Consider the following 6783-nt stretch of genomic DNA (forward strand, 5'->3'; position numbering starts at 1 on the left):
TACAGCACAAAAAGCAGCCTGCACTTTTCAAATTGCTTTCCTATTTTCACAATCTCTTTTAAAACAATATGATGCAAGACACCAAAGATTTTTCAGGTAGCCTGAAAGCCGTCCCATCTCCCCCTCCCCGCTACCGCCTGACCAAACTCGGCGAACAAATGGCACGCCTGCCCATCGACCCGAAAATCGCGCGCATTTTGCTGGCGGCGAAGAAACACGACTGCATGGCGGAAATATTGGTGATTGCATCCGCGCTGTCAATTCAAGACCCGCGCGAGCGGCCGTTGGAGGCGCGCGATGCCGCAGCCAAGGCGCATGAACGCTTTACCGACAAGCAATCCGACTTTCTTGCTTATCTGAACATTTGGGACAGCTTCCAGCGCGAGCGCGACAAAGGTTTATCCAACAAGCAATTGGTGCAGTGGTGCCGCCAATATTTCCTGTCGCACCTGCGGATGCGCGAATGGCGCGAGCTGCACCACCAGCTTGCCCAAACCGCGATTGAAATGGGCTTGACCACCAAAGAAGCCGCGTTTAGACAACCTCCTTCCCAAGAACAATTAAGGCCGTCTGAAAGCCAAGGTGACCAAGACTTATCCGCCAAACTCAAACAAAAACAACTGGATAAGAAGCAACACCGCGCCCAAATCCGCGCCGCCAAAGAAGCGGGCTACGAACAAATCCACCGCGCCCTGCTGACCGGCCTTATCGCCAACATCGGCATGAAATCGCCCGACGGCAACGACTACACCGGCGCGCGCGGCAGCCGCTTCCACCTTTTCCCCGCCTCCGCCCTGTTCAAAGCCAAACCCAAATGGGTGATGGCGGCAGAATTGGTTGAGACCACGCGCCTTTACGCGCGCGACGTCGCCGTTATCCAGCCCGAATGGATCGAGCAGGAAGCGCCGCACCTTGTCCGCTACCACTATTTCGAGCCGCACTGGGAACAAAAACGCGGCGAAGTCGTCGCTAGCGAACGCGTGACGCTTTACGGCCTGACCGTATTGCCGCGCCGCCCCGTGTCTTACGGCAAAGTTGCGCCCGAAGAAGCGCGCGAAATCTTTATCCGCGGCGCATTGGTGGCGCAGGAAAGCAATCTTCAGACGGCCTTTTTTGTTCACAATAAAAAGCTGATTAAAGAAATTACCGAACTCGAACACAAATCGCGCAAGCAAGACGTATTGGTCGATGACGAAGCCCTGTTTGCTTTTTATAACGAACGCCTGCCCGAGCTGGTGTGGAAAGACGCGAAAGGCGGCGTTTGGGGAAGTGAAGATTCCGTACGGATTATTGAATCTGACAAAGCCGAAAGGTCGTCTGAAAATGAACGCAATAAGTTTCGCCAAAATGAAAATCACAGCAACACCGTAGGTTGGGTTGAAAACCCAACACCCGCCGTAACCACAAAAACCGTTGGGTTTGACAACCCAACCTACGCCGCCCAACAAACCACCCCCTCCCCCGTGGGGGAGGGCTGGGGAGAGGGCAAAACAGTTGCCGCCCAAACCAATTTTTTCGCAATCTCAGCAAGCCCTCTCCCTACCCCTCTCCCGCATGAGAGGGAACAGAGTGCCGCAGCTTCAACGGTTGCAGACAGCCTGCACAACGTAGTGGATTCCAACGATGCGGACAAGCACGTGCGTGAACCGAGTTCACATACCCGACAAAATGTTTCAGACGACCCCAAACCCAAAAAGCAGCCAGCATCTCAAAAAGGCCGTCTGAAACCTTTGCCCCTTGCCGATATCCGTACCTTTGAAGCCTGGCTCAAAACCGCCGAGCGCGACAATCCGCGCCTGCTGTTCCTCAGCCGCGACGATCTGATGCAACACGCCGCCGCGCACATTACCGAAGAGCAGTTCCCCAAATTCTGGCAAACCGCAGACGGCAAGTTCAAACTTTCCTACCGCTTCGAGCCGCACCATCCGCTCGACGGCATGACCATGACCGTGCCGCTGACCGTCCTCAACCGCCTGCACGCGCCGTCGCTTGAATGGCTGGTGCCCGGTATGTTGCGCGAAAAAATCCAGCTGCTGATTAAAGCCCTGCCGAAGCAAATCCGCCGCATTTGCGTGCCCGTACCCGATTTCATCACCAAATTTCTCGAAAGCAATCCCGACCGCCAAGCCGCCATCATTCCCCAATTGGCGCACTTTATCGCCAAAGGCGCCGGCGATATGCGGATTCTCGAGCAAATCGACCAAGACGCATGGGCAGGGCAAGAATTGCCCGAACACTGCTATCTGAATCTGCGCATTATCGACGACGGCGGACAAGAGCTTGCCGGTGGCCGCAAACTGCATGAATTGCAACAACAACTCGGCCAAGCCGCCACCACCACCTTCCGCGACAACACCCAAGAATTCGAGCGCGACAACGTCACCGCATGGGACATCGGCACCCTGCCCGAATCCATCAAATTCGCACGCGGCAAACAACAGCTCACCGGCTATCTCGGCTTGCAAAAAGAAAAAGACGGCCGCATCGCCCTGCGCCTGTTCGACACGTCCGCCGCCGCCGAACAGGCACACCGTCAAGGCGTGATTGAATTGATGAAGCTGCAATTAAAAGAGCAGGTAAAAGATTTGAACAAAGGCATTCAAGGCTTTACCCAAGCCGCCATGCTGCTCAAACACATCAACGCCGACACCCTGCGCGACGACCTCACCCAAGCCGTCTGCGACCGCGCCTTTATCGGCGAAGACGAGCTGCCGCGCAACGAAAAAGCCTTCAAAGAGCAAATCAAACGCGCCCGCAGCCGCCTGCCCGCCGTCAAAGAAGCCCTCAGCCGCTACTTGCAGGAAACCGCCGCCGCTTACGCCGAACTCAACGGCAAACTAGGCAAGCATCCATTGACCCACCTCCTGCGACAACGCCTGCAAACCCTGCTTGCCCCCGGCTTTGCCAGCCATACCCCGTGGGCACAATGGCCGCGCCTGCCCATCTACCTCAAAGCCATGACCCTGCGTCTCGAAAAATACAGCAGCAACCCCGCCCGCGACGCAGCCCGCGAAGCCGATATACAGGAATTGGAACAAATGTGGCAGGAAAAAACCGACGGCTTGGTGAAACAAGGACAACCCGTTTCAGACGACCTCGCCGCGTTTAGATGGATGATTGAAGAATTGAGAGTGTCGCTGTTCGCGCAGGAGTTGAAGACGCCGTATCCGGTGTCGGTGAAGCGGTTGTTGAAGGTGTGGGGGGGATAAGATGAATAAAGGCTACCTGAAAAACTTCAGGCAGCCCAAAAGATCTATTTCTTCTTCCTGTGCTGTATTGGCCTATTGGGGTCTTTAACCAACTTTTCTAATGTGAAAGACTCTACACCACTCGGCAACCATTCCAAAGTTCCATGTTCCATTACATATGCTAGTGGAACTTTGGGGTTATTAATATCCTTACTTGTTGCATTCCACTTTTCCTCCCATTTTGAATAGAAAAACTCCATATCATGTGGCTTTAAACGATAGATTGCTTGTATTTCTATCCCTTTGAATGGAACAAAAAACCAATCAACCTGCCGATATTTATGAATAATTATTGGATTAAGGTGATGATGCGTAGAAAAACTACGTTGCAAATCAATATTTAATGTTTTAATTTCATATTCATTTCCGTCTTTATCGAAAGCGTCATTTCCTTCGCGAGAGCCGTCAGTATGTAATCCAAGATACATAAATATTTGCAGATACTTTCCCCCATTATCTTGAAAAATATCATTAATGTTATATTTATCTGCAAGCTCTTGATACTCTCTTATATACGGCAACAAGCGATTCAGCTTCTCTAAATCAGTTTCTTGATTTTCAATTAACATCATAGTTTCAAAAGCTCCATAATATCTAAATCTAGAGCTTTTGCTAATTTTTCCATATTATCAATGGAAATATTTTTAACTCCTCGCTCTACCGCGCTAACATAAGTGCGGTGCAGATTACTTAAATCAGCAAGTTCTTCTTGAGAAAGATTTTTTGTGTGTCTAACCTGTTTTAGGTTATATGCAAATCGTAGACGTGCAGACATATGAGATATGTAGTCAAAGTAAAAATGCTATAATGCCCTCTTGACTTTTTTAAATCTACATTCTATAAATCTCATTTTGAACTTTTTGAGTTTCTATTATGTTTTTCAACTTTGACAAATCCCCTCTTTACTCCACTGATTTAGGTGCAGCCTATGTTGCTGACTCCCTGGATATGCTCGCGCAAATACCAGATGAATCTATCCATTTAGTTATTACATCCCCCCCATTTGCATTGCAAAGAAAAAAAGAATACGGGAATAAGGAGCAACATGAGTATGTAGAATGGCTATTCAAATTTGCACAACTCGTTCACAAGAAATTAACTTCAACAGGCTCATTCGTAATAGATTTGGGAGGAGCATATCAAAAAGGAGTCCCTGTCCGAAGTCTGTATAATTATCGTGTCTTAATTAAGTTTTGTGATGAAATTGGGTTTCATTTAGCGGAGGAATTTTTTTGGCATAACCCATCTAAACTCCCATCTCCAATTGAATGGGTAAATAAGAGAAAGATTCGTGCCAAAGATTCTGTAAATACAGTATGGTGGCTTTCTAAAACAGAATGGCCTATGGCAGATATATCGAAAGTTTTAACAGAATATTCTGAGCGCATGAAGAAATTAATTAAAAATCCTAGTGATTACTATACACCTGCCAAACGACCATCTGGGCATGATATTGGTAGTTCTTTTGGAAAAAATAATGGTGGAGCTATTCCTTCCAACTTACTACAAATTTCCAATTCAGAGGCTAATTCACTCTATCTAAGGGCCTGTAAGATTGCAGAAATTAAAGCTCATCCAGCACGTTTCCCTACTAAATTACCGGAGTTTTTTATTAAATTCCTTACACAGCCGAATGATATTGTTGTGGATATTTTTGCGGGATCAAATACAACTGGTTTAGCGTGTGAAAAGCTAGGCCGAAAATGGCTTGCCTTTGAAAAAGTTCCTGAATATCTCGCTGCATCAGCTTTCAGATTTATAAATGAACCTGGAAATGCTAAATTTATTTTTCAAAATCTAATCTCAAATACAGAATTAAATACTAAATTTACTTCAAACAAATCCATAGCATCCTCATAGTGTAAGCTATGCATGCATCCAATCACATATGTGCCTTTCAGTAAACATTCTATTCATAAATCACGCAAAACTTGGAATCCGTGTGTAGGGTATGTGCAGTACGCACGCGGTCTTTCTAAACTACTTCCCTTTCCACCCAAACCAAAGGTCGTCTGAAACCCATTTTCAGGCGACCTTTTGCCACCTTGCCAAACAAGAATTTCCGCCACCCTCTCCTCAAACGCCGCCCGAGCCAGTAAGCTCCCCATATTTCAACAACTTCTTAGAAACCAACCATGCCCTGTATCCACTCGTCCTACCTGTTCCTGCCCCACATCGCCGAACGCGGCCTGCTTTATTTTCAGCAGGGCAAGGTTCGCGACGTCGAAAAAACTTCCTCAGGGCGTTATCGGGCGGAGGTGTGCGGTTCGGAAAACTATTGGATATGGCTGAAGCTGGATAGTGATTTGTACATTAAGGACGGGGGCTGCGATTGCCCTTATGTCTAAGAGTGCAAATATACCTTAACTTACTATATTGCATAGGAAAAATACAAGCCTATAACGAATTGGAAACAAAATGCCGTCTGAAAACATTTTCAGACGGCATTATAGAATCCGTTCATCCTTTCAGATTAGGAATGTACACCCCTATACAATTTTTGCTACCATGCCCCATAAATCCACGGCTAAAGATATCCTTATTATGTCCTATGATTTACCGAAACGGCTTGTAATCGGCTTAGCATCAAGTGCCCTATTCGACTTATCCGAATCGGATAATATATTTAGAATAGAAGGGGCAGAAACCTATAGGCAATATCAGAGGGAAAAACAAAACCATCCCCTAAAAAAAGCGTTGTCTTTCCATTTATCAAAAACTCTGTCAATCAATGAAATAAACCCAAACGATCCACCGATTGGGTTTATTCTTTTATCCGGAAACAATCCAGATACGGATTACGGGTCATAACTATAGGCTTAATATTACACGATTCTCATTCCCTCAAGGCGGAAACCCGTACAAATACTGAAACACTATCGATTGATTTGTAAACAAGCCTACTTAAGTAACTTGCAGTCTTTATCATTTCCTTTAAAATAATCCAGCCCGTCATTACACGAACTGGCGGACTTCTTGCAAATAAAGGTTACTAGATTTTCATTCATCTTAATAATAAAAGGATTTTTATCTTTATCTATGGCTACCGCCTTCAACATAAATTTACTGTCTAAAGCCCCGCGCGCGATTCCATTCAAACGGATACAAAAGCCTTCTGCCTCTTTAATCGGCAAACTTGGCCATTTGGTAGATGTTTGTTTAAACCTCCCATTCTGCAGATAAAACTTTTCCATAAAATGTGCATTTTCTAACAAGGCTGCCCGCACTGCATTTATCTTTGCTTTCTCAACATAATTACGATAGCTCGGATAAACAATTAAAGCAAGTACAGACAATATCAAGACCACTGATATTAATTCAACCAACGTAAATCCCCGATTATCAGTCATTACTTTACTTCCAATAAGAACAGATTATTCAACATACTTCTTTGAACAGACTTACTATCCCATTCAGCAGTATGCATATTTCCCACTCTATTTTTTAGCTGCGGGCAGCACCGGTTTGGCGGGGGCTTTGGGTGCGGGCGCGCCGACCGAAGCCTGGTCCTTCAGCTTCGCCAGCACCGCCGGGC

Annotated in this window: 7 protein-coding genes and 1 pseudogene; 4 read left to right on the plus strand and 4 right to left on the minus strand. The window is 46.7% G+C overall.

Features of this window, described 5'->3' with window-relative positions; all coding sequences use genetic code 11:
* The first annotated feature begins 68 nt into the window (after positions 1 to 68).
* On the plus strand, positions 69 to 3209 hold the full coding sequence (locus Q3O06_RS04770) for a DUF3418 domain-containing protein (protein WP_301817922.1): 3141 nt from the start codon (positions 69 to 71) through the stop codon (positions 3207 to 3209).
* Between the two features lie 44 nt (positions 3210 to 3253).
* On the opposite strand, the gene Q3O06_RS04775 is transcribed toward Q3O06_RS04770, so the two are convergent.
* Positions 3254 to 3820, minus strand: a complete 567-nt coding sequence (locus tag Q3O06_RS04775) for a PDDEXK family nuclease (protein ID WP_301817923.1) — start codon at positions 3818 to 3820, stop codon at positions 3254 to 3256.
* The gene (locus Q3O06_RS04780; protein ID WP_301817924.1) at positions 3817 to 4023 is read right to left on the minus strand and encodes a helix-turn-helix domain-containing protein; all 207 of its coding nucleotides are present in this window, start codon (positions 4021 to 4023) and stop codon (positions 3817 to 3819) included. Before Q3O06_RS04780 ends, Q3O06_RS04775 begins: the two co-directional genes overlap by 4 nt.
* A 98-nt stretch (positions 4024 to 4121) precedes the next feature.
* Here Q3O06_RS04780 and Q3O06_RS04785 point away from each other — a divergent pair, with 98 nt between their 5' ends.
* From Q3O06_RS04785 to Q3O06_RS04795, 3 genes are all read left to right on the plus strand, one after another.
* Positions 4122 to 5108: a DNA-methyltransferase gene (locus Q3O06_RS04785; protein ID WP_301817925.1), complete on the plus strand. Its 987-nt coding sequence runs from the start codon at positions 4122 to 4124 to the stop codon at positions 5106 to 5108.
* Positions 5109 to 5383: 275 nt separating this feature from the next.
* On the plus strand, positions 5384 to 5596 hold the full coding sequence (locus Q3O06_RS04790) for an SWIM zinc finger family protein (protein ID WP_301817926.1): 213 nt from the start codon (positions 5384 to 5386) through the stop codon (positions 5594 to 5596).
* A gap of 70 nt (positions 5597 to 5666) precedes the next feature.
* Positions 5667 to 6059, plus strand: a complete 393-nt coding sequence (locus Q3O06_RS04795) for a 5'-nucleotidase (protein WP_301817927.1) — start codon at positions 5667 to 5669, stop codon at positions 6057 to 6059.
* Positions 6060 to 6148: 89 nt separating this feature from the next.
* Here the strand turns inward: Q3O06_RS04795 and Q3O06_RS04800 are convergent, their stop codons facing one another.
* Complete coding sequence (locus tag Q3O06_RS04800; RefSeq protein ID WP_096123570.1) at positions 6149 to 6598, minus strand: type IV pilin protein; 450 nt, start codon at positions 6596 to 6598, stop codon at positions 6149 to 6151.
* A gap of 87 nt (positions 6599 to 6685) precedes the next feature.
* Positions 6686 to 6783: pseudogene (locus tag Q3O06_RS04805) on the minus strand (helix-hairpin-helix domain-containing protein); the annotation flags it as partial.

Source organism: Neisseria maigaei, assembly GCF_958267405.1.
Lineage (GTDB): Bacteria > Pseudomonadota > Gammaproteobacteria > Burkholderiales > Neisseriaceae > Neisseria > Neisseria bergeri.